The organism is Hymenobacter sp., from assembly GCF_036388155.1.
GTDB lineage: Bacteria > Bacteroidota > Bacteroidia > Cytophagales > Hymenobacteraceae > Hymenobacter.
Genome location: NZ_DASVSI010000151.1, coordinates 20,756 through 42,339 on the forward strand (window position 1 = coordinate 20,756; position 21,584 = coordinate 42,339).

Sequence of the window (21,584 nt, forward strand, 5' to 3'; positions counted from 1 at the left end):
AACCGATTGGCGAACGGCCCAGCCATCGAGGCAACCGCCCACCGGTCGTCATCGAGTAGTAGGTTTAAGCAAATTTGTCTCAATCCCTCATTATTTCGTAGGTTTCGACCCACAATTTCCCCCGCCCACCTGTATGAGCGACTCTCCCGAACGGGTTAAACTGAGCAAAGAGGAAAAAGACCGGCGCTTTCAGGCCGAGCTCATGCCCGTGCTCGACCCGCTCTACAACTTTGCCTATCGCCTCACCCTGGACGAGGACGATGCCAACGACTTGGTGCAGGAAACCTACCTCAAGGCGTATCGCTTTTTCGAGTACTTCGAGCCCGGCACCAACGCCAAGGCGTGGCTCTTTCGCATTCTTAAGAATTCGTTCATCAACGACTTCCGCAAGAAGAGCAAACAGCCCGCTAAAGTTGATTACAGCGAGATTGAGGGCTATTACAACCCCGACGACGTGGAGGCGGAGGGCGAAGTGGGCGCTTCGTCGTCCGACATGCGGCAGCAGTCGGCCCGCGACTTGATTGGCGACGAAGTAGCTAGTGCGCTAAATTCTTTGCCCGTTGATTTTCGCACCGTCATCATCCTCTGCGACCTCGAGGGCTTTACCTACGAGGAAATGGCTAAAGTGCTTGATATTCCGATTGGTACGGTGCGCTCTAGGCTCCACCGTGCTCGCAATTTTTTGAAAGATAAGCTGGAGCGGTATGCTCAGTCAATGGGATATGGCAATGATGCAATAGACGACGAAACGGAACTAACAGAAGAGGAAAATAATTAACCCTCCCAGCAAGAGCACGCAATGGATGGCTCTGCACGTCGTTGTCTTTCACCCCTTTCCCGCATTTTCAATTATGAACCCATCTGCTACTACAAAAACCAACATGTCGGCCCCCGCTACCGTCATTCCCGATAACGGCACCGACTGCGAACGCGTGAATACTGTATTAGACCAACTCATCGAAGGCCAGCCCGTGACGATGGAGGACGAAGACTACCTCTACGACCACGCCACCGACTGCTCGCCCTGCTTTGACGACATCAAAAAGCAGCAAGTTTTCATCGGTTTTTTGAACCAGCAGGTGACCCGTCGTTCCAGCCCGTCTACCTTGCAGCAGGCCATTTTGGCCCGTGTGGGCGCCGTAATGGCCTAATTCCCGGCACTACTGGCTAGCTTTGCGCGATGCAAGGCAAAATCATTGTGTTTTCGGCGCCGTCGGGTGCTGGCAAAACAACCATTGTGCACCGGCTCATGGAGCGGGTGCCGGAGCTGAGCTTTTCCATTTCGGCCTGCACCCGCGACCGTCGCGGCCGGGCCGAAGAGAACGGCAAAGACTACTACTTCATTTCGGCAGAGGAATTTCAGGACAAGATTCGTCACGATGAATTCGTGGAGTGGGAAGAGGTCTACGAAGGCGCTTTCTACGGCACGCTCAAGTCCGAAATCGAACGCATCTGGGACAGCGGCAAGCACGCCATTCTGGATGTGGACGTGAAAGGCGGCCTCAGCATCAAGGACTTTTATAAAGACCGGGCGCTGGCCATTTTCGTCCGTCCGCCGTCCATTGAAGTCCTCGAGCAGCGCTTGCAGGCGCGGGCCACCGATTCGCAATCCAGCATTTCCTCCCGGGTCTACAAGGCGAAGTTTGAATTGGCTTTCGAAGACCGGTTCGACGTGACCGTGGTCAACGACAACCTCGACGAAGCCAGCAACCAGGCCGAGAAGTTGGTCCGCCAGTTCATCAGCGCCGAGGTCGCTTTGGTATGAGCGGCCCGCGGGTAGGCTTGTTGTTTGGCTCGTTCAACCCCGTGCACGTCGGCCACCTGATTCTGGCCGAGCACTTCGCCACGCGCACCGATTTGGCGGAGGTCTGGCTAGTGGTCACGCCGCACAATCCGTTCAAGGCCGTCGCCGACCTGCTGCCCGACACCGAGCGCCTGCGCCTCGTGGAACTGGCCTTGGCTGGCAACCCGCATCTGCGCGCCGAAGCCATCGAGTTCGGCTTGCCGCGGCCCAGCTACACCATTGCCACGCTCGATGCTCTGCGGCAGCGCCATCCACACCACGATTTCGTGTTGCTGATGGGTTCCGATAACGTGCCCGGCTTGCCCCGTTGGCAGGAGTCGGCGCGCCTATTGTCTGAAGTTGATATTTACGTCTACCCACGCCCCGGTTACGACTTGCCGAGCCTAGAAGAATTTCCCCGTGTAAAGCTGATGAATGCGCCACTGCTGGACATTTCGGCCACCTACATCCGCGAAAGCCTGTGCGCCGGCCGTAGCATCCGCTACCTGGTGCCCGCCGCCGTAGAAGAAGTCCTTCAGCCTCCGCGGGCCTCCGTATAATCCCCTGCGGAGCTGCGCGAGAAATATTACCCATAAAAAAGCCCGACAAGTAATTGCCGGGCTTTTTCATTCACAGACTGACCAAATCAGATGGTCATAATTTCCGTTTCCTTTTTGCTGAGCGTCTTCTCAACCTCAGCAATGTAAGTATCGGTGGTCTTCTGCACTTTTTCTTCGGCCGATTTGATGGCGTCTTCCGAAGCACCCTCTTTCAGCAGCTTCCGCAGGGCTTCGTTCACATCCTTGCGAATGCCGCGTACCCGTACTTTGCCGGCTTCCGATTCGTTTTTGGCTTGTTTCACCAGTTCCCGGCGCCGCTCTTCCGTCATGGCCGGAATGTTGAGCCGCACACCATCGGCATCCGAAACCGGGTTGAGGCCGAGGTCGCTGTTCTTGATGGCCTTGCTAATCTCGCCCACCATGTTTTTCTCCCAAGGCTTGATGAGCAGCGAACGCGCGTCGGGAGCCGTAATGGTCGCCACCTGGCTCACCGGCGTGGGCGTGCCGTAGTAGTCCACCCGCAAGCCATCGAGCATCGCGGGCGACGCCTTGCCCGCCCGAATGCGGCTCATTTCCACGTTCACGTGCGCCAGTGCCTTGCCCATCGACTCGGCAAGCTCATCAAGGTAAAACTGAATTTCTTCGTCCATTTTGTTTGGTTGTCAGTTATTGGTTGTCAGTTGTTAGGCCGGCTACCAGTTTTCAGTACAAACTAACAACTGACAACTAGCAACTGACAACATAAGAATTACGCTTGTTCCGGCAGTTTGCCCACCAGCGGCTGAAGCAGGCTGTTGATGGGGTCTAGCGTAGGCTTGTGGCCGTCGCGGCTGCCACCATCGCTAACCAAGGTGCCCATGGCCTCGCCGTTAAGCAAGCGCTCCAGGTTGCCGGGCGTATTCATGTCGAACACGATGATGGGCAAATTATTCTCCTTGCAAAGCGTGAAAGCCGTCATGTCCATCACGTTCAAATTCTTGTTCAGCACCTCGTCAAACGTGATTTCGGTGTACCGGGTGGCAGTGGGGTCCTTTTCCGGGTCGGCCGTATAAATGCCATCCACGCGCGTGCCTTTCAGCACCACGTCGGCCTCAATCTCAATGGCCCGCAACGAAGCAGCCGAGTCCGTAGTGAAATATGGGGAGCCAATGCCCGCCCCAAAAATCACCACGCGGCCCTTCTCCAAATGGCGCACTGCCCGCCGCCGGATGTAGGGCTCGCACACCCGCTGAATGGTGAGGCCCGAAAGGAGGCGGGTGCTCACTTCCAGCTTTTCGAGGGCGCTTTGCAAGGCCATGGAGTTGATGACGGTGGCCAGCATGCCCATGTAGTCGCCCTGCACGCGGTCGAGGCCAAAAGCCACCGACTCCACGCCGCGGTAAATGTTGCCGCCGCCAATCACGACGGCCACTTGTACGCCAGAGGCGGCCACGGACTTAATTTCGGAGGCGTACTGCATCAGCCGCTCGGCGTCGATGCCGTACTGCTGCTGGCCCATCAGCGACTCGCCGCTGAGCTTGAGGAGAATGCGGTTGTATTTCAAGTTGGAAGGGTTGAGTTTGTCAAAGGAATAGCGGCCCCCGGCTAGTAGTTACGAGAACTGCACCAGCACTTGGCCTTTTTGCACGTTGTCGCGCAAGTTCACCTTGAGGCTGCCCACAATGCCGTCGGTGGGGGCTTTCAGAATGTTCTCCATTTTCATGGCTTCGAGTACCAGCAACGGGTCGCCCTTCTGCACGGTTTGGCCGGGCGTCACCCGAATGTCTACAATCAGACCAGGCATCGGGGCCTTTAGTTCGTTCACTTTCGTGGCCGCGGCGTTGCTCATGCCCAAGCGTTCGAGCAATAAGTCGAACCGGTCTTTTGCGGCAAGCTCCACGCGCTGGCCGTTCAGCTTCAGCACAATATTTTTGGCCGTATAATCCACCGAAACAACTTCGGCGTTATACGAGCGACCTTGGAAAAGCACGTGGTAGCGCCCCTCGCCCAAGTCTGCGATGTCCCAGGCAAAAGGCTGTCCGTTGAGCGTAATAGTGTCGGCGGCGCGGTAGTCAACTTCCCAAAGCTGGTCGGGGCCGGTGCTGATTTGAAGCATCTGAAGCAAATAGGGTGGGAGGGGAGCGGGGGTTAAAGGTAGCCCAAATCTCAAATTAATTCGGAAATTGAGGCGTTTTTCGCCCGTACTTGCCGGCATGAAGTATCTGGTTCCAGGCGTTACCAGCCTGTTGTTGTTTGTGCAGTTGCTAGCTGTCGCCCAAGCCCCTACGCGCGGTGCCGGCAAGACTACGCCCAAAGGTGCAGTGCACAAAAAAGCAGCGTCGGCCCCGGCGCCCGCGCCGGTCTCCACGGGCTTGGTAGTGCCTTCCTGGCTACCCGCCGATGCACCCGTCCAGCCCGCTGCCACCATTCTTACCGACGTCGTCGACACCAAACTGGACGTGCGCTTCGACTACAAAAAGCAGTATCTGCTCGGCACGGCGGTGCTCACGCTGCGCTCGCATTTTTACCCACAGTCCGAGATATCTCTCGACGCAAAGGGCTTCGACATCCAAAAGGTCGAACTAGTGGGGGAGAAGAAGAACCGAAACTTGAACTACAACTACAACCGGCGCAAGCTGGTCATTGCCCTCGACCGGGCCTACCCGCGCACCACGCCCTACCAGGTGCGCATCGTGTACGTGGCCAAGCCCAACGAATTGCCCCAGGGCGGTTCGGCCGCCATTCGTTCCGACAAAGGCTTGTACTTCATTAACCCACTCGGGACGGAGAAAAACAAACCTCGTCAAATCTGGACGCAAGGCGAGACCGAAGCCAGTTCGTGCTGGTTTCCCACCATCGACAAGCCCAACCAGCGCATGACGCAGGAAATCAGTATGACGGTGGAGAAGCAGTTCAAAACGCTTTCCAACGGCACCCTGACCTCATCCAAAGCCAACGCCGACGGCACCCGCACCGACACCTGGAAGCTTGCGCAGCCCCACGCACCCTATTTGGCCACGATGGTGGTGGGCGACTTTGCGGTGGTGAACGACTCGTGGCACGGCAAGCTAGTAGACTATTACGTGGAGCCGCAATACGCCGGCACCGCCCGCGCCGTCTTCGGCCACACCCCCGAAATGCTGGACTTCTTCTCCAAGAAATTAGGCGTGGAATACCCGTGGGATAAGTATGCGCAAGTGGCCGTACGCGACTACGTGAGCGGTGCCATGGAAAACACCACGGCCACCACCCACGGCAGCAGCATTCAGGCCACGCGCCGCGAGTTGCTGGACGCCAACTACCAAAGCGGCGAGTCCACCATTGCGCACGAGCTGTTTCACCACTGGTTTGGCGACTATGTTACGAGCGAGTCGTGGTCCAACCTCCCCCTGAATGAATCATTTGCTGACTACTCTGAGCTGCTGTGGGCCGAGCACAAATACGGGCCCGACGAAGCCAGCCTAGTACAGGAAATCAAGCTCAACAACTACATAGAGGAGGCCCAAAGCAAGCGCGAGCCCCTCATCCGATACCGCTACAACAACCGCGAAGACATGTTCGACCGCCACTCCTACGACAAGGGCGGGCGCGTATTGCACATGCTCCGCAAATACGTCGGCGACGAAGCCTTCTTCGCTTCGCTAAACCGCTACCTCACCCAGAACAAGCAGACGCCAGTCGAAATTTCGAAACTGCGCACTGCCTTTGAGGAAACGACCGGCGAAGACTTGATGTGGTTTTTCAACCAATGGTTCTTGCAGCGCGGGCACCCCGAACTGCGCGTCACCCACACGTACGCCAACGGCCAAGTGGCCCTGCATGTGCGGCAGGTGCAGGACACCGTGTTTCAGCCCCTTTTTAGGTTGCCCGTCACCGTGGCCATCTGGACAAACGGCAACCAGCCCACCGAGCACCGCATCACCATCACCAAAGCCGAACAAACGTTTACGCTGCCCGCCAGTCAAAAGCCCAGCTTGGTCAAATTTGACAACGAGAGCCAATTGTTGGCGCAAATAGAGGAGGAACGCACAACCGACGAATTGGCATTTCAATTCTATCACGCCCAGAGCTACCAGCAAAAATCCGAGGTGTTGGACCTTCTTCAGAACAAGACTTCTGAGATGGCCGTGAGCAGCCTGATGCGCAACGCCCTCAACGATAAATTCTGGAACGTGCGCCGCATCGCGCTCGACCATCTGCGTCGCTACCGTGGCCCTGAGCCGGAAGGCATGCGCAAGGATATTCAGCGCGTCGCCGCCAACGACCCCAACTCTCGGGTCCGGGCCCAAGCCATCAACACACTATCCAGCTTTTCCGATGGGAACTACAGCGCCATTTATGGCGCTGCGGTAAAGGACAGTTCGGCACTGGTGGCGGCGGCGGCGGTTGAGGTATTGGCCAAGAAGCCGGACGTCAATACCCGTCAGCAAATTGCTGCCATCGATAACACGACCAGCGGCCCGCTCCTTATTGCCGTGGCCAACTATTATGCCCTCAACGGCGGCCTCGACCAGTACCAGTGGTTCTTGCGCCGCTTACCTGATGTGGCCGAAGCCGACCTCTACGCCTACTTCCAGTCCTTCGGCACCCTCATGACGCATATACCGCCCGTTGAGCGCGACAAAGGCATCAAAGTGCTCGAAGAGTATGCGCGCAATGCGCCGCGCTACGAAATTCGATTGGGTGCTTACCGCGGCTTAGCGCTTCTCATGCCCACAACCCCTAACCTCAAGGCCACGCTGCAAAATATCCGGGAGAAAGAAACTGATGACCGGCTCAAGGCTTTTTATAACCTTATGTAAGAGCACATACAGGCATTTTTCGCAAAAAATACGAACCTTTTTTTGTGGCATTGCTTGCCCAGTGTCAGAAAAGCCTTAATTTTGCGACTCCTTACGAAACACTACTGCTTCGGCAATAGTGAAACGCAAGGGTCTCGCTTCTCAGCAATCGGCCGAAAAGCACCAAATTTGGGGGTATCGCATAGCGGCAATTGCGGGTGACTGTAACTCACCTCCTTCGGGTTCATAGGTTCGAGTCCTGTTACCCCCACTTTATACACAATGCCATCTGCGGGAGTAGCTCAGTTGGTAGAGCGGCAGCCTTCCAAGCTGCAGGTCGCGGGTTCGAACCTCGTCTCCCGCTCATATTTTAGAATAAGCCGTTTTAGCTCAGTGGTAGAGCACTTCCTTGGTAAGGAAGAGGTCATGGGTTCAAATCCCATAAATGGCTCAGGTTATAACTAAAGTCCAGCTTTCTGAATCTTCAGGCAGCCGGCGCGGTTCTCTCAGGCAAGCGACGCACAGTTTTCTATTACAGTAGGGGCTGGGTCTCGCTTTCTTGTTGTAGGTCCGATTTTACCTTCAAATTCACTTCACCACCTCTTTTTTTACTCTTTACAATGGCTAAAGAAAATTTCGACCGGTCCAAGCCGCACGTAAACATCGGTACCATCGGCCACGTCGACCACGGCAAGACCACCCTGACCGCTGCTATCACCATGGTGTTGGCAAACCAGGGCTTGGCCGAAAAGCGTGACTTCTCTTCGATTGACAACGCCCCCGAAGAAAAAGAGCGTGGTATCACTATCAACACCGCTCACGTAGAGTACTCCACCAAGAACCGTCACTACGCCCACGTTGACTGCCCCGGTCACGCCGACTACGTGAAGAACATGGTAACGGGTGCTGCCCAAATGGACGGCGCTATCCTCGTGGTAGCTGCTACCGACGGCCCGATGCCCCAGACCCGTGAGCACATCCTGCTCGCTCGTCAGGTAGGTGTTCCCCAGCTGGTGGTGTTCATGAACAAAGTGGACATGGTGGATGACCCCGAGCTCCTCGAGCTGGTGGAAATGGAAATCCGCGAACTCCTCTCGTTCTACGACTTCGACGGCGACAACATTCCGGTTATCCAGGGCTCGGCCCTCGGCGGCCTGAACGGCGATGCCAACTGGGTTCCCAAAATCAACGAGCTGATGGACGCGGTTGACTCGTTCATTCCGATTCCTGCTCGTCTGACCGACCTGCCCTTCCTGATGCCTGTTGAGGACGTGTTCTCGATTACTGGCCGTGGCACTGTTGCTACTGGTCGTATCGAGCGCGGCATCATCAACTCGGGTGAGCAAGTTGACATCTTGGGCATGGGCGCTGCTGCCGGCTTGAAGTCGACGGTTACGGGTGTGGAAATGTTCCGCAAAATCCTCGACCGTGGCGAAGCTGGTGACAACGTAGGTCTGCTGCTCCGCGGTATTGAAAAAGAAGCCATCCGTCGCGGCATGGTTATCTGCAAGCCCGGCTCGGTAACTCCTCACCAGAAGTTCAAGGCAGAGGTCTACGTTCTCTCGAAAGAGGAAGGTGGCCGTCACACGCCGTTCTTCAACAACTACCGTCCGCAGTTCTACCTGCGTACCACCGACGTTACCGGCATCATCTCCCTCCCTGAGGGCGTTGAAATGGTAATGCCCGGCGACAACATCACCATCACTGTTGAGCTCATCAACAAGGTGGCAATGGAGAAAGGCCTCCGTTTCGCTATCCGTGAGGGTGGCCGTACGGTAGGTGCCGGTCAGGTAACCGAAGTTCTCGACTAAGCTCCGGCTTAATCAGTAAAAAAAGCCGCTCTCGTGTTCTCGGGAGCGGCTTTTTTACGCTGAAACAGAAAGGCATATTTGTTTTGTCCGCTGTTTCTCTTACCTTTGCACTCCCTTTGGCGAAATGCGCTAACCGGGAATGTTTAAACACGAGTGTAGTTCAAGGGTAGAATAGAGGTCTCCAAAACCTTTGATGGGAGTTCGAATCTCTCCACTCGTGCAATCTGGGCCAATTGGCCCGCTCCATGTTATTCCAGCGGTAACGCTGTGTTTCTTATCACAATGGACAAACTGAGCAATTATTTCCGCACCACCATTGAGGAAATGCGTTACAATGTAACGTGGCCCTCGACGACGGAACTGCAGAAGAGCGCCGGCCTCGTGCTGATTGGTTCGCTCGTGTTTGCCGTCGTGGTAGGTGTAATGGACGTCAGCTTTGAGTCAATCCTCAAAGCGTTTTATAACTCGTTTCGCTAATCAGCAACTAAGATGGGCGAATTGAAATGGTACGTGGTTCGCTCAGTGAGCGGCCAGGAAAAGAAAGCCAAAAATTACCTCGAAACGGAGCTCGGCCGGCACAACCTGACCGAGCTTGTTCCGCAGGTACTGATTCCGGTGGAGAAGGTATTCGAGATGCGCAACGGCAAGAAGCGCGTCCGCGAGCGTAACCTCTACCCCGGTTACATCATCATCCACGCTGACCTCGGCCACGGTGAAGTTGACCACATCATCACCAGCACGCCTGGCGTGATTGGTTTCCTCGGCGACAAAGACAAGAAGGACGCAACGAACAACAAACCCGTCCCGCTGCACATTTCGGAAGTGAATCGCATCCTCGGCATCGTGGATGAAGCCGAACAGCAAGCCGACGCGACTCTCGACAAGCCTTACGTAGTGGGCGAGCTCGTGAAAGTGGTGGATGGTCCGTTCAACGGCTTCTCTGGTAATGTGGACGAAGTATTTGAAGAGCGTAAGAAGCTTAATGTAGTTGTGAAGATTTTCGGCCGTTCACAGCCGGTGGAACTCAGCTATACCCAAGTAGAAAAAGAGGTGTAATCCTCTCTCGATTATACCACGCCGACTAATTGCTCCGGGTCGGCGGGGCTTCCAAACAGGAGTTTTATACAACTGAGGCGAGTACGAGTTACGACGTAGGAGCCGCAGCCTTACAACAACAATGGCCAAAGAAATCAGAGGTTATCTGCGTCTGCAGATAAAGGGAGGCGCCGCGAACCCTTCGCCGCCGGTAGGACCTGCACTTGGTAGCAAAGGCTTGAACATCATGGAGTTTTGCAAGCAGTTCAATGCTCGCACCCAAGATAAAGCCGGCCAAGTTTGTCCTGTACTCATCACCATGTACACCGACAAGTCGTTCGACTTCGTGGTGAAGACGGCACCGGCTCCGGTGTTGCTCATGGAAGCTGCCAAGTTGCAGAGCGGTTCGAAAGAGCCGAACCGTAACAAAGTGGGCTCCGTGACGTGGGACCAAGTACGCACCATCGCCGAAACTAAAATGGTTGACCTGAACGCCTTCAAGGTGGAAGCAGCCATGAAGCAGGTGGCAGGTACGGCCCGCAGCATGGGTATTACCATCAAGGGCGACTCTCCTTTTGCTGAATAATTAAACGGAGAACGAACAGATGGCACAAGTAAGCAAAAAGCGCAAGGAAGCCCTTGCCAAACACGACCTGACGCAAATGCGCAGCCTCGTGGAAGCCGCAATCGTGGTGAAGGACATTACCTACACCAAGTTTGACGCTTCAGTAGATATTGACGTTCGCCTGGGTGTGGACCCCCGCAAAGCGGACCAGATGGTTCGTGGCGTGGCCACCCTGCCCCACGGCACCGGCAAAACCGTTCGCGTTCTGGCTCTGGTTACTCCCGACAAGGAGGCCGAAGCTCTGGCCGCCGGCGCCGACTTCGTGGGTCTGGACGACTATATCTCGAAAATCGAGAAAGGCTGGACCGACATCGACGTAATCATCACCATGCCCGCCGTAATGGCTAAGGTAGGTCGCCTGGGCCGTGTGCTCGGTCCCCGTGGTCTGATGCCGAACCCGAAGTCGGGCACCGTAACGACCGACGTAGCCAAGGCTGTGCAGGAAGTGAAAGCTGGTAAAATCGACTTCAAAGTTGACAAAACCGGTATCATTCACTGCTCGGTTGGTAAAGTATCGTTCGAGCCGAGCATGCTGGCCGAAAACGCCCTGGAAGTAATCCAGACGTTGGGTCGCCTGAAGCCTTCGTCTTCAAAAGGTACTTACATCAAGAGCATCACGCTCTCGAGCACGATGTCGCCCGCCGTTCCGGTGGACAGCCAAGTAAATTCCGCTAGCTAATTAAACCAACCAAACATGACCCGGGAAGAAAAACAAGCCCTCGTGGATGAGTTGAGCGGAAAGATGCAATCGCACAACTCGTTCTACATTGTCGATGCTTCGGTAATGTCGGTAGCGAAAATCAACGACTTCCGTCGCCTGGCGTTCAACCGCGGCCTGGAATACAAGGTGTACAAAAACACCTTCATCCGGAAAGCACTGGACACCCTCGGCCACGACACGTCGGAAATGGATGCCGCGCTGAAAGGCCAGTCGGGCGTGCTGTTCTCTACGGAGAGCGGTTCGGCTCCTGCCAAAATGCTGCGTGACTTCTATAAGGCTCAGGCTTACGGCCGCGGCGTTACGCCGAAGCCCGTGCTGAAAGGCGCTTATGTGGATGCCAGCATCTACATCGGTTCCGAACAGCTCGAAGGTCTGACTACCATCAAAGGCAAACAGGAACTGCTCGGTGAACTCATCGGCCTGCTCCAGTCGCCCGCCAAGAACGTTATCTCTGCTCTGTCGAGCGGCGGCAACAAACTGGCCGGTATCCTCAAAACGCTTTCCGAAAAAGAGGCCGCCTAAGCGCCACTTCTCTTTTTCGACTTCAACAATAAATTTTCAACAAACATTTTTTTAACAATCTACAGAAATGGCAGATTTGAAAGCATTCGCTGAGCAGCTCGTAAACCTGACGGTGAAAGAAGTAAACGAATTGGCAGGCATCCTGAAGGACGAGTACGGCATCGAGCCTGCTGCTGCTGCTGTGGTAGCTGGTCCTGCTGGTCCTGCTGCAACCGAAGAAGCTCCTGAGGAAAAGACGTCGTTCGACGTTATCCTGAAGGCTGCCGGTGGCGCTAAACTGGCTGTTGTGAAACTGGTGAAAGACCTGACCGGCCTTGGCTTGAAAGAAGCCAAAGAACTGGTTGACGGTGCTCCCAAGCCCCTGAAAGAAGGCGTAACCAAAGACGAGGCTGAGTCGCTGAAGAAGCAGCTCGAAGAAGCCGGTGCTGAAGTAGAGGTTAAGTAATTTCTGCTCCTGAAGCATCTCTGGACCCGCTTCAAATAAGGATTAGACCTGGCAACTTAGCCAGGTCTTTTCCTGTTTGTAGTGTGTCAAAAGCGCGAGCTTTTTAGTTCGCGCTTCTTTGCGTCAGCTAACGTCACTGTTTATTAGTGCGTTAAGGAATGCGAGGCCCCGCTTCGTAGTGCTGACCGGCCACCACCCTGGCTTCCTTTATTACGCTTCTGTGTCCATCTTTTAATCCCCAACGCATTGGCTACACCGAAAGCAACGACGGCTGCCCTGAAGAAAACGGCCGCCGAGCGAATCAATTTCGCCAAGATTAAGAAGGTTATTGAATATCCGGACTTCCTGGACGTGCAAGTTCGCTCGTTCCAGGAATTCTTCCAGTTAGAAACCGCTGCTGAGCGTCGTTCTAACGAGGGATTGTTCAAAGTGTTTGCCGAGAACTTCCCGATTTCGGATTCGCGCGAAAATTTCGTGCTCAACTTTATCGATTATCACGTCGACCCGCCGAAATATTCGGTTGACGAGTGCATCGACCGTGGCCTGACTTACTCGGTTCCGCTGAAGGCCAAGCTCCGGTTGATTTGCAATGATAAGGACAACGAAGACTTCGAGACGATTGAGCAGGAGGTGTTCCTTGGGAACATCCCTTACATGACCGTGAAGGGCTCGTTCGTTATCAACGGCGCCGAGCGCGTTATCGTATCGCAGCTGCACCGCTCGCCGGGCGTATTCTTCGCCCAGAGCAAGCACACGAACGGTACCAAGCTGTATTCGGCCCGGATTATCCCGTTCAAAGGTTCGTGGATTGAATTTGCCACGGACGTGAACAACGTGATGTACGCGTACATCGACCGGAAGAAGAAATTCCCGGTTACGACCCTGCTTCGCGCCATCGGCTACGGCACCGACAAAGACATTCTCGACCTGTTCGGGCTGTCGGAGGAGGTTAAGGCTGATAAGAAAAACCTCAAGAAAGTGGTGGGCCGCAAGCTGGCTGCCCGGGTGCTGCGCACCTGGACGGAAGACTTCGTGGACGAGGACACCGGCGAAGTGGTATCTATCGACCGCAACGAAGTGTTGCTGGAGCGCGATGCCACGATTGAGGACGCTGACATCGACGTGATTTTGGAGGCCGGCGCTAAGTCGGTAATCCTGCACCGTGAGAACGTGAACATTGCGGACTTCGCAATTATCTACAACACGCTGCAAAAGGACAACTCCAACTCGGAGAAAGAAGCTGTTGAGCAGATTTACCGCCAGCTCCGTAACACGGAGGCTCCGGACGAAGAAACTGCTCGTGATATCATCCAGAAGCTGTTCTTCTCGGACAAGCGCTACGACCTCGGCGAGGTTGGTCGCTACCGGATTAACAAGAAGCTGCAGATTGGCATGGAGCAGGAGTCGCGGGTGCTGACCAATGAGGACATTGTTCTCATCGTGAAGTATCTGATTGGCCTCATCAACTCCAAGGCCATTGTCGATGACATTGACCACTTGAGCAATCGTCGTGTGCGCACGGTAGGGGAGCAGCTCTACGCCCAGTTCGGCGTGGGTCTGGCCCGTATGGCGCGTACCATCAAGGAGCGCATGAACGTGCGTGACAACGAGGACTTCAAGCCGGTTGACCTGATTAATGCCCGTACGCTGTCGAGCGTTATCAACTCATTCTTCGGTACGAACCAGCTGTCGCAGTTCATGGACCAAACCAACCCGCTGGCTGAAGTGACGCACAAGCGTCGCGTATCGGCACTCGGGCCGGGAGGTCTGTCGCGTGAGCGCGCTGGTTTCGAAGTACGTGACGTTCACTATACCCACTACGGCCGTCTGTGCACCATCGAAACGCCGGAAGGACCGAACATTGGTCTGATTTCGTCGCTTTGCGTGCACGCTCGGGTTAACTCGATGGGCTTCATCGAGACACCTTACCGCGACGTGAAAGGCGGCAAGGTGGACATGAGCGAGAACGTGAAGTTCCTGACTGCTGAGGAAGAGGACACCCACCACATCGCGCAGGCTAACTCCCTGCTGGATGAGGGTGGCAACCTGACCCAGGAGCTGGTGAAAGGCCGTTTTGAAGGTGACTTCCCCGTGGTGAATCCTTCGGAGTACTCCTATATGGACGTGGCCCCGAACCAGATTGTATCGGTAGCTGCTTCGCTGATTCCGTTCCTAGAGCACGATGACGCCAACCGTGCACTGATGGGCTCGAACATGCAACGCCAAGCAGTTCCTCTTCTTCGTCCTGAGGCTCCGATTGTGGGCACGGGTCTGGAAGGCCGCATTGCCAGCGACTCGCGTACCCTGATTATGTCGGAAGGCGAAGGCGTAATTGACTACGTTGACGCCAACAAAATCGTGGTGAAGTACGACCTCACGGAGGACGACATCATGGTGAGCTTCGACGCTGAGCGCATTACCTATGACCTCATCAAGTTCCGTCGTACCAACCAGGACACCTGCCTCAACCTGACGCCGCTCGTGAAGCGCGGCGAGCGGGTGACCAAAGGCCAGGCGCTCTGCGAAGGCTACGGCACCAACCAGGGCGAACTCGCTCTGGGCCGCAACATGCAGGTGGCCTTCATGCCGTGGCAGGGATACAACTTCGAGGATGCCATCGTCATCTCGGAGCGTGTGGTGCGCGACGACATCTTTACCTCGATTCACATTGAGGAGTTTGAGCTGGAAGTGCGCGAGACCAAGCGTGGCGAAGAAGAACTGACTTCGGAAATCCCGAACGTGAGCGAAGAAGCCGTGCGCAACCTCGACGACAACGGCATCATCCGCCTCGGTGCGGAGGTGAAGGAAGGCGACATCCTGATTGGTAAAATCACGCCGAAAGGCGAGACGGACCCAACTCCGGAAGAGAAGCTGCTCCGCGCCATCTTCGGCGACAAGGCCGGCGATGTGAAGGATGCTTCGCTTAAGGCGCCGCCCTCCTTGCAGGGTGTGGTTATCGGCACCAAACTCTTCTCGCGTCCTAAGAAAGATAAAAACCTCCGGGCCAAGTCGAAGAAGGAAGTAGAAGACCTGAAGGCGACCTACGCGCAGGAACTGCGTGGTGTGAAAGCCATCATGATTGACAAGCTGGTGCAATTGCTGGAAGGCAAAACGTCGCAGGGCATCAAACACCGCTTCGGCGAGGAGATGATTGCCAAGGGCGTGAAGTTCAACCGCAAGAACATCAACGAAGGCATGTTCCCCGAGAAGAACCCTTACAAGGACGAAAGCAACTACGCCGTTCCGGAAGAAGTGAACCTGTTTAAGGACCTGATTCTGGAAGGCTGGACGGCTGATGCCCGCGTGAATGGCCTGGTGCTGGAGCTGGTGCGTAACTACGCCAAGCGCCGCAACACCATCACCGCGAAATTCAAGCGTCAGCGTTTCACCCTGGAAGTGGGGGACGAACTGCCCGCCGGCATCGTGCAGCTTGCCAAAGTTTACATCGCCAAGAAGCGCAAGCTGAAGGTGGGTGATAAAATGGCGGGCCGCCACGGTAACAAAGGTGTGGTAGCCCGCATCGTGCGCGATGAGGACATGCCCTTCCTACCCGACGGCACGCCGATGGATATCGTGCTCAACCCGCTTGGTGTACCAAGCCGCATGAACATCGGTCAGATTTACGAAACCGTACTTGGCTGGGCCGGTCTGAAAATGGGTCGCACCTATGCTACCCCGATTTTCGACGGTGCTACCGAAGACGAGGTTGCTCGTGAGTTGACCGAAGCTGGCTTGCCCGACTGGGGCCGTGCTTACCTGCACGATGGCTTGACGGGCGACCGTTTCGACCAGCCGGTAACCGTGGGCGTGATTTACATGCTCAAGCTGGGTCACTTGGTTGACGACAAGATGCACGCTCGTTCCATCGGGCCGTACTCGCTCATCACGCAGCAACCGCTGGGTGGTAAGGCGCAGTTCGGTGGCCAGCGCTTCGGCGAGATGGAGGTGTGGGCATTGGAGGCCTTCGGTGCTTCCAACGTTCTCCAGGAAATCCTGACCGTGAAATCGGATGACGTGGTGGGCCGCGCCAAGGCGTACGAAGCCATTGTAAAAGGCGACGTTCTGCCCAAGCCGAATATCCCCGAGTCGTTCAACGTGTTGCTCCACGAACTCCGTGGTCTGGCACTCGAAATCACGATGGAATAGTAAGAACCGCTGGTTGCTGCCGGGGCGCAAGTCTCGGCGGCAACCAGCACGCTTGCTACCCGGCAGGCAACAGGAGGCGCTGATTGAGCGACTCTGGTAACGAAAGGTGAGAAAACGCTTCGGTGAAAGAGGAGCGGGGGCTGTTCCGAGATATGGTCAGTACAGCATCAACCCCCCAGCGAATCTTAATCGAAGGCCTTCTTATCGGTCAGTTCTGCCGGATAGATATAATAATTCGACCTTTTGAAAGTGCCTTTGCTAAACATACCTATCTGTTCCGCAAAGGCACTTTTCTAAGTGTCAAACTGTTTGGAACTCTTGCACCTCTTCTGGCGAAGGGTGAAGAAGCAAACAGCTCAAAGCCAACAGCTAACAGCTTAAAACCAATCAAATGGCTTTCGCAAAAAACAAGAAACTGGTTCAGGACTTCTCCAAAGTCACCATTTCGCTGGCCTCGCCCGAAGCAATTCTGGAGCGCAGCACCGGCGAAGTTGTGAAACCTGAAACCATCAACTACCGCACCTACAAGCCCGAGATGGGTGGCTTGTTCTGCGAGCGGATTTTCGGTCCGGTAAAGGACTGGGAATGCCACTGCGGTAAGTACAAGCGCATCCGCTACAAGGGCATTATCTGCGACCGTTGCGGCGTGGAAGTGACCGAGAAGAAGGTGCGTCGGGAGCGCATGGGCCACATCGAACTGGTGGTGCCCGTTGCTCACATCTGGTACTTCAAGTCGCTCCCCAACAAAATCGGCTACCTGCTGGGCCTGCCCACCAAGAAGCTTGACCAGATTATCTATTACGAGCGGTACGTCGTTGTTCAGCCCGGTACGCTGGCTGAGGAAGGCGTGCAAGTGCTCGACTTCCTCACCGAGGATGAATACTTGGACATCATCGACAAACTCCCCCGGGAGAACCAGATGCTGCCCAACGAGGACCCCAACAAGTTCATCGCCCGCATGGGTGCCGATGCCTTGCACATGCTGCTGGAGCGCATCAACCTGGACGAGTTGAGCTACTCATTGCGTGACTCCGCTGCTCACGAAACCTCGCAGCAGCGTAAGGCTGAAGCCTTGAAGCGCCTGCGCGTGGTGGAAGCTTTCCGCGACGCCGCTACCCGCATCGAGAACAAGCCCGAGTGGATGGTTATCCGCATGGTGCCGGTGATTCCGCCGGAACTGCGTCCCCTCGTGCCGTTGGACGGTGGCCGTTTCGCCACTTCCGACTTGAACGACCTGTACCGTCGCGTTATCATCCGCAACAACCGCCTCAAGCGCCTGATTGAAATCAAAGCGCCCGAGGTGATTCTGCGGAACGAGAAGCGCATGCTGCAGGAAGCCGTTGACTCCTTGTTCGACAACTCGCGTAAGGTGAACGCCGTGCGCGCCGAAGGCAACCGCGCCCTGAAGTCGCTGTCCGATATGCTGAAAGGCAAGCAGGGCCGTTTCCGTCAGAACCTGCTCGGTAAACGTGTGGACTACTCGGGTCGTTCGGTAATTGTTGTGGGTCCTGAGTTGAAGCTGCACGAGTGCGGTCTGCCCAAGAACATGGCGGCCGAGCTGTTCAAGCCGTTCATCATCCGCAAGCTCATCGAGCGCGGCATTGTGAAGACGGTGAAATCGGCTAAAAAGATTGTTGACCGCAAGGATGCAGTCGTTTGGGACATCCTGGAAAACGTGCTGAAAGGCCACCCGGTGCTCCTCAACCGTGCTCCTACGCTTCACCGCTTGGGCATCCAGGCGTTCCAGCCGCGCCTCATCGAGGGCAAGGCTATCCAGTTGCACCCCCTCGTTTGTACGGCCTTCAACGCTGACTTTGACGGTGACCAGATGGCCGTGCACGTGCCCCTCGGCCCTGCTGCTATTCTGGAAGCCTCCATGCTCATGTTGGCCTCGCACAACATCCTGAACCCTGCCAACGGCGCACCCATCGCGGTGCCATCGCAGGACATGGTTCTGGGTCTGTATTACGTAACCAAAGGCAAGCGCAGCACCGAGAACGAGACCATCCAAGGCGAAGGCCGTGTGTTCTACTCGGACGAGGAAGTTGTTATTGCCCTGAATGAAGGCCAGCTCTCGAAGCACGCCTACATTAAGGTGCGTACCAAAGTGCGCGACGAGAATGACGACTTGGTAACTAAAGTCGTCGAGACCGTAGCCGGTCGCGTGCTGTTCAACCAGCTCGTGCCCGAAGAAGTAGGTTTCGTTGACGAACTGCTGACCAAGAAGAAGCTTCAGCAAATCATTTCGCTGGTGTTCAAGCGCACGGGCATGGCTCGTACTGCTCAGTTCTTGGACGACATCAAGACCCTTGGTTTCCAGTCGGCCTACAAAGGCGGCTTGAGCATGGGTCTCGGTGATATCCAGATTCCGAAAGAGAAAGACGAACTGGTGCTGCAAGCGCAGAACGACGTGAAGGCCGTTACTCAGAACTACCAGATGGGTCTGATTACCGACAACGAGCGTTACAACCAGGTTATCGACATCTGGACGCGCATCAACAACCAGATTACGGAAACGTTGATGGGCCGCCTGGAGAGAGAAAATCAGGGCTTCAACTCCATCTACATGATGATGCACTCGGGAGCCCGCGGCTCGCGCGAGCAGATTCGTCAGTTGGGCGGGATGCGTGGCCTGATGGCCAAGCCCCAGAAGTCGCTGCAAGGCTCCATTGGTGAGATTATCGAAAACCCGATTCTGTCGAACTTCAAAGAAGGCCTAGACGTAATCGAGTATTTCATCTCGACCCACGGTGCCCGTAAAGGTCTGGCCGACACAGCTCTGAAGACGGCTGACGCCGGCTACCTGACCCGTCGTCTGGTGGACGTTTCGCAGGACGTAATCGTGAACGAGCAAGACTGTGGTACCCTGCGCGGCATCGAGACCTTCGCGTTGAAAGACAACGAGGACGTCGTGGAGCCGCTGTCGGAGCGCATCCTCGGCCGCGTGACCGTGCACGACATCGTAGACCCGAACACCAATGAAGTGCTCCTCACTTCCGGCTCGGAAATCAAGGAAGACACCACGCGTCGCATCGACATAGCGGGTATTGAGTCGGTAGAAATCCGCTCGGTGCTGACCTGCGAAAGCAAGCGCGGTATTTGCGCCAAATGCTACGGCCGCAACCTGGCTTCGGGCCGCATGGTGCAGCGTGGTGAGGCCGTGGGTGTCATCGCCGCCCAGTCGATTGGTGAGCCCGGCACGCAGCTAACCCTGCGTACCTTCCACGTAGGTGGTACGGCTTCCAACATCGCCGTTGAGTCGAGCATCAAAGCCAAATTCGCCGGTGTGGTGGAGTTCGAAGACGTTCGTACCGTGGCTACCACCACGCCGGAAGGCGTGAAGGGCGCTGTGGTGATGGGCCGCTCGGGCGAAATCCGCATCGTGGAGAAAGGCACCGGCCGCATCTTCACTTCCAACCACGTCCCGTACGGCTCTTTCATGCTCGTGACGGAAGGCCAGGAAGTAGAGAAAGGGACGGAGCTGAATACCTGGGACCCTTACAACGCCGTTATTCTGGCCGAGTTTGATGGTACCGTGGTGTTTGACGCCATCACCGAAGGCATCACTTTCCGTGAGGAGTCGGACGAACAGACCGGTCACCGCGAGAAGGTAATTATCGAATCGAAGGCCAAGGACCAGAACCCGTCCATCATCGTTCGCCCCGGCAAAAAAGGCGATGTGGAAGGGCAGAAAGGCTACAGCATCCCCGTGGGCTCGCACTTGAACGTGGAGAACGGCGACAAAATCTCGGCCGGTCACATCCTCGCCAAGATTCCTCGCTCCGTGGGCAAAACCCGCGACATCACCGGTGGTCTGCCGCGTGTGACCGAGCTTTTCGAAGCCCGGAACCCGTCGAACCCCGCTGTGGTATCGGAAATCGATGGCGTGGTAACCTACGGCACCGTGAAGCGTGGCAACCGTGAAATCTTCGTGGAGTCAAAAGACGGCGTGAAGAAAAAATACATGGTGCCGCTGTCGAAGCACATTCTGGTGCAGGACAACGACTTCATCCGCGCCGGCATGCCGCTGTCGGATGGCGCCATCACGCCTTCGGACATCCTGAGCATTCAGGGCCCCGGCGCCGTGCAGGAGTACCTCGTGAACGAGATTCAGGAAGTGTACCGCTTGCAGGGTGTGAAAATCAACGACAAGCACATCGAAGTGGTAGTCCGCCAGATGATGCAGAAAGTTGTGATTCTGGATGCCGGTGACACGTCGTTCCTCGAAAACCAGGTGATTGATAAAATCATCTTCATGGCCGAGAACGACATGATTATCGACATGAAAGTCGTGACCGAAGCCGGTGATTCGACCAACCTGAAGCCCGGTCAGATTGTGACGGCCCGTCGCCTCCGCGACGAGAACAGCAGCCTGAAGCGCCGCGACCTGACCCTCGTGCAAGTACGCGATGCCCAGCCCGCCGTGTCGCGCCCCACGCTGCAAGGCATCACGCAGGCCTCGTTGGGTACGCAGTCGTTCATCTCGGCCGCATCCTTCCAGGAGACGACCAAGGTGCTGAGCGAAGCTGCCATCCGTGGCAAGGCCGACCAGTTGTTGGGCTTGAAGGAGAACGTAATCGTTGGTCACCTCATCCCGGCCGGTACTGGCTTGCGCGAATACACGCGTCAGGTAGTAGGCTCGAAAGAGGAGATGGAGGCTGCCCAAGCCGCCCAGACTGCCGCCGAAGCCGTTCCCGCCAAGCGCCCCAGCCGTGCTGGCAAGCGCGAAGTGTCGGCTGAGTAATCTGCCGTAGGTTTGTAATGGAAAAGCCGACTGGGGTGACCCGGTCGGCTTTTTCTGTTCTAGCTTGCTTCTATGATTGGTTCAGTTCAGACTACTGAACGTAAAAGAAGAAAGGGGCTTGTCGTAATATGGATATTAGACTGTGACTGCTCTAAAAAGGGGCAGTTTCGGGTCCGGGCTCATCTTTATTAGTTGCGCTGGTATCTGTCTTGAAATCGACACTAACAACCGTTCTGGTACCTACGCGAAGGTCTACGTTTTTCTTTGGTACAGTAGAAAAACATACTCTTTCGTAGTGTAAGCTTCCCCGTTTGGTGGGCCAATCAAAACCAGAGTCAGGCTGCTTGTTTAAATTCCATCGGGGTTAAAAACCCCAGCGCTTGATGCGGGCGCAGGGTGTTGTAATCGTGCATCCACTCGGTCAGTAATTGG

At 55.8% G+C, this 21,584-nt stretch carries 18 protein-coding genes and 4 tRNA genes; 18 read left to right on the forward strand and 4 right to left on the reverse strand.

Annotated features, from left to right (window positions below):
• The first annotated feature begins 133 nt into the window (after positions 1-133).
• The 4 genes from VF629_RS21825 to nadD all read left to right on the forward strand — a co-directional run bounded on the left by VF629_RS21825 (position 134) and on the right by nadD (position 2,343).
• Positions 134-778: a sigma-70 family RNA polymerase sigma factor gene (locus tag VF629_RS21825; RefSeq protein WP_331060629.1), complete on the forward strand. Its 645-nt coding sequence runs from the start codon at positions 134-136 to the stop codon at positions 776-778.
• A gap of 73 nt (positions 779-851) precedes the next feature.
• Positions 852-1,151 (forward strand): hypothetical protein, encoded by a 300-nt coding sequence (locus tag VF629_RS21830; RefSeq protein ID WP_331060630.1) that lies wholly within the window; start codon positions 852-854, stop codon positions 1,149-1,151.
• A 29-nt stretch (positions 1,152-1,180) separates the two neighbouring features.
• A complete protein-coding gene (gene gmk, locus VF629_RS21835; RefSeq protein WP_331060631.1) occupies positions 1,181-1,765 on the forward strand; it encodes a guanylate kinase in 585 nt (194 codons plus the stop codon).
• Positions 1,762-2,343, forward strand: coding sequence for a nicotinate (nicotinamide) nucleotide adenylyltransferase (gene nadD, locus VF629_RS21840; protein WP_331060632.1), 582 nt, complete (start codon positions 1,762-1,764; stop codon positions 2,341-2,343). The genes gmk and nadD overlap by 4 nt, the downstream gene beginning before the upstream one ends.
• Before the next feature lie 86 nt (positions 2,344-2,429).
• On the opposite strand, the gene frr is transcribed toward nadD, so the two are convergent.
• The 3 genes from frr to VF629_RS21855 form a co-directional block, all read right to left on the reverse strand.
• Positions 2,430-2,993 (reverse strand): ribosome recycling factor, encoded by a 564-nt coding sequence (frr, locus tag VF629_RS21845; protein ID WP_331060633.1) that lies wholly within the window; start codon positions 2,991-2,993, stop codon positions 2,430-2,432.
• Positions 2,994-3,091: 98 nt separating this feature from the next.
• Positions 3,092-3,886 (reverse strand): UMP kinase, encoded by a 795-nt coding sequence (pyrH, locus tag VF629_RS21850; protein ID WP_331060634.1) that lies wholly within the window; start codon positions 3,884-3,886, stop codon positions 3,092-3,094.
• A 48-nt stretch (positions 3,887-3,934) separates the two neighbouring features.
• Positions 3,935-4,438 carry a biotin/lipoyl-containing protein gene (locus VF629_RS21855; RefSeq protein WP_331060635.1) on the reverse strand — a complete coding sequence of 168 codons (504 nt, stop codon included), beginning with the start codon at positions 4,436-4,438 and terminating at the stop codon, positions 3,935-3,937.
• A 97-nt stretch (positions 4,439-4,535) separates the two neighbouring features.
• On the opposite strand from VF629_RS21855, the gene VF629_RS21860 reads away from it, so the two are divergent.
• The 14 genes from VF629_RS21860 to rpoC all read left to right on the forward strand — a co-directional run bounded on the left by VF629_RS21860 (position 4,536) and on the right by rpoC (position 21,152).
• Positions 4,536-7,124 (forward strand): M1 family metallopeptidase, encoded by a 2,589-nt coding sequence (locus VF629_RS21860; protein WP_331060636.1) that lies wholly within the window; start codon positions 4,536-4,538, stop codon positions 7,122-7,124.
• Between the two features lie 170 nt (positions 7,125-7,294).
• Positions 7,295-7,374: transfer RNA gene (locus tag VF629_RS21865), tRNA-Tyr, on the forward strand.
• Between the two features lie 20 nt (positions 7,375-7,394).
• A tRNA-Gly gene (locus VF629_RS21870) sits at positions 7,395-7,467 on the forward strand.
• A 15-nt stretch (positions 7,468-7,482) separates the two neighbouring features.
• Positions 7,483-7,554, forward strand: a tRNA-Thr gene (locus VF629_RS21875).
• Between the two features lie 169 nt (positions 7,555-7,723).
• A complete protein-coding gene (gene tuf, locus VF629_RS21880) occupies positions 7,724-8,914 on the forward strand; it encodes an elongation factor Tu (protein ID WP_046245268.1) in 1,191 nt (396 codons plus the stop codon).
• A gap of 149 nt (positions 8,915-9,063) precedes the next feature.
• A tRNA-Trp gene (locus VF629_RS21885) sits at positions 9,064-9,134 on the forward strand.
• A gap of 62 nt (positions 9,135-9,196) precedes the next feature.
• A complete protein-coding gene (gene secE, locus VF629_RS21890) occupies positions 9,197-9,391 on the forward strand; it encodes a preprotein translocase subunit SecE (RefSeq protein ID WP_331060637.1) in 195 nt (64 codons plus the stop codon).
• 12 nt (positions 9,392-9,403) lie between these two features.
• Positions 9,404-9,970 carry a transcription termination/antitermination protein NusG gene (gene nusG, locus VF629_RS21895; RefSeq protein WP_196290995.1) on the forward strand — a complete coding sequence of 189 codons (567 nt, stop codon included), beginning with the start codon at positions 9,404-9,406 and terminating at the stop codon, positions 9,968-9,970.
• A 121-nt stretch (positions 9,971-10,091) separates the two neighbouring features.
• On the forward strand, positions 10,092-10,535 hold the full coding sequence (rplK, locus tag VF629_RS21900; protein ID WP_046245265.1) for a 50S ribosomal protein L11: 444 nt from the start codon (positions 10,092-10,094) through the stop codon (positions 10,533-10,535).
• 19 nt (positions 10,536-10,554) lie between these two features.
• Entirely contained in the window at positions 10,555-11,253 is a 699-nt protein-coding gene (gene rplA, locus VF629_RS21905; RefSeq protein ID WP_331060638.1) for a 50S ribosomal protein L1, read from the forward strand.
• Between the two features lie 15 nt (positions 11,254-11,268).
• Positions 11,269-11,817, forward strand: coding sequence for a 50S ribosomal protein L10 (gene rplJ, locus VF629_RS21910; RefSeq protein WP_331060639.1), 549 nt, complete (start codon positions 11,269-11,271; stop codon positions 11,815-11,817).
• Positions 11,818-11,884: 67 nt separating this feature from the next.
• Positions 11,885-12,262 (forward strand): 50S ribosomal protein L7/L12, encoded by a 378-nt coding sequence (gene rplL / locus VF629_RS21915; RefSeq protein ID WP_331060640.1) that lies wholly within the window; start codon positions 11,885-11,887, stop codon positions 12,260-12,262.
• Between the two features lie 276 nt (positions 12,263-12,538).
• Complete coding sequence (rpoB, locus tag VF629_RS21920; RefSeq protein WP_331060643.1) at positions 12,539-16,408, forward strand: DNA-directed RNA polymerase subunit beta; 3,870 nt, start codon at positions 12,539-12,541, stop codon at positions 16,406-16,408.
• Positions 16,409-16,799: 391 nt separating this feature from the next.
• Entirely contained in the window at positions 16,800-21,152 is a 4,353-nt protein-coding gene (gene rpoC / locus VF629_RS21925; protein ID WP_331060641.1) for a DNA-directed RNA polymerase subunit beta', read from the forward strand.
• A 335-nt stretch (positions 21,153-21,487) separates the two neighbouring features.
• Here rpoC and VF629_RS25840 read toward each other — a convergent pair whose 3' ends face one another.
• Positions 21,488-21,577 carry an integrase core domain-containing protein gene (locus tag VF629_RS25840; RefSeq protein ID WP_414653921.1) on the reverse strand — a complete coding sequence of 30 codons (90 nt, stop codon included), beginning with the start codon at positions 21,575-21,577 and terminating at the stop codon, positions 21,488-21,490.
• Positions 21,578-21,584 lie beyond the last annotated feature (7 nt).

Bases quoted from the DNA above. Each gene is read 5' to 3' on its own strand.
- rplK (WP_046245265.1), top strand. From the start codon at position 10,092: ATGGCCAAAGAAATCAGAGGTTATCTGCGTCTGCAGATAAAGGGAGGC.
- frr (WP_331060633.1), bottom strand. From the start codon at position 2,993: ATGGACGAAGAAATTCAGTTTTACCTTGATGAGCTTGCCGAGTCGATG.
- secE (WP_331060637.1), top strand. From the start codon at position 9,197: ATGGACAAACTGAGCAATTATTTCCGCACCACCATTGAGGAAATGCGT.
- VF629_RS21830 (WP_331060630.1), top strand. From the start codon at position 852: ATGAACCCATCTGCTACTACAAAAACCAACATGTCGGCCCCCGCTACC.
- VF629_RS21825 (WP_331060629.1), top strand. From the start codon at position 134: ATGAGCGACTCTCCCGAACGGGTTAAACTGAGCAAAGAGGAAAAAGAC.
- VF629_RS21860 (WP_331060636.1), top strand. From the start codon at position 4,536: ATGAAGTATCTGGTTCCAGGCGTTACCAGCCTGTTGTTGTTTGTGCAG.
- gmk (WP_331060631.1), top strand. From the start codon at position 1,181: ATGCAAGGCAAAATCATTGTGTTTTCGGCGCCGTCGGGTGCTGGCAAA.
- tuf (WP_046245268.1), top strand. From the start codon at position 7,724: ATGGCTAAAGAAAATTTCGACCGGTCCAAGCCGCACGTAAACATCGGT.
- VF629_RS21855 (WP_331060635.1), bottom strand. From the start codon at position 4,438: ATGCTTCAAATCAGCACCGGCCCCGACCAGCTTTGGGAAGTTGACTAC.
- nadD (WP_331060632.1), top strand. From the start codon at position 1,762: ATGAGCGGCCCGCGGGTAGGCTTGTTGTTTGGCTCGTTCAACCCCGTG.
- rplA (WP_331060638.1), top strand. From the start codon at position 10,555: ATGGCACAAGTAAGCAAAAAGCGCAAGGAAGCCCTTGCCAAACACGAC.
- rpoC (WP_331060641.1), top strand. From the start codon at position 16,800: ATGGCTTTCGCAAAAAACAAGAAACTGGTTCAGGACTTCTCCAAAGTC.
- nusG (WP_196290995.1), top strand. From the start codon at position 9,404: ATGGGCGAATTGAAATGGTACGTGGTTCGCTCAGTGAGCGGCCAGGAA.
- rplJ (WP_331060639.1), top strand. From the start codon at position 11,269: ATGACCCGGGAAGAAAAACAAGCCCTCGTGGATGAGTTGAGCGGAAAG.
- rplL (WP_331060640.1), top strand. From the start codon at position 11,885: ATGGCAGATTTGAAAGCATTCGCTGAGCAGCTCGTAAACCTGACGGTG.